Origin of the sequence: Proteus myxofaciens ATCC 19692, assembly GCF_001654855.1 — a bacterium.
In the GTDB taxonomy this organism is placed as follows: domain Bacteria; phylum Pseudomonadota; class Gammaproteobacteria; order Enterobacterales; family Enterobacteriaceae; genus Proteus; species Proteus myxofaciens.
Window position 1 is genome coordinate 1 of the sequence record NZ_LXEN01000203.1, and the last position, 589, is coordinate 589.

The window sequence follows — 589 nt, forward strand, 5'->3', positions numbered from 1 at the left end:
AAACATTTTCGTGTTATAAAAAAAGAGAAAATTAAAGGTAATCTCTATATGGTATTGGAGGCTACCGATATTCTAATTACAAAAGAGCCTATTTTTGATCTTTACAATGGTAAATTAAAAGGATTTGCAATTGATGCTCATAGAAGCACTATTGATGAGTCTCTTGAAGAAAAGATTTTAGATAATAATTTACTTGATAAAATACGTAAAATAAATAATGAGTTTATTGATACTACAATAAAAGGTAATATTATTGATAGTATAATTATGAGAAAACTAACCCCTGAATATGCAACATATCGATATGCTACAGAACTTTCTTCTCTTTTAGGAAATGATAAAGATCATATTACAATGATCAATCAGATTATTCATGATCCACTTCAAAATAAAAAATATAACCAATATATAAATGACAAAATAAGCCGAGATGAATGGTTAAATAGTTTTGATAATAAATTTTATGAAAACATCTCATTAAAAGAAAAAATTAATAATGTAAAAATATTATCGGATGCTATTAACGATAATCCTAACTGTATTAATATGCTAGCGGATTCATCAAAGTTAATACTTAGTGAATTTTTCT

1 protein-coding gene is annotated in these 589 nt (G+C 24.8%); it reads left to right on the top strand.

What is annotated here, in order from left to right; all coding sequences use genetic code 11:
* A partial coding sequence (locus M983_RS17675) for a hypothetical protein (protein ID WP_167348706.1) occupies nt 1-589 on the top strand: 589 nt, incomplete at both ends.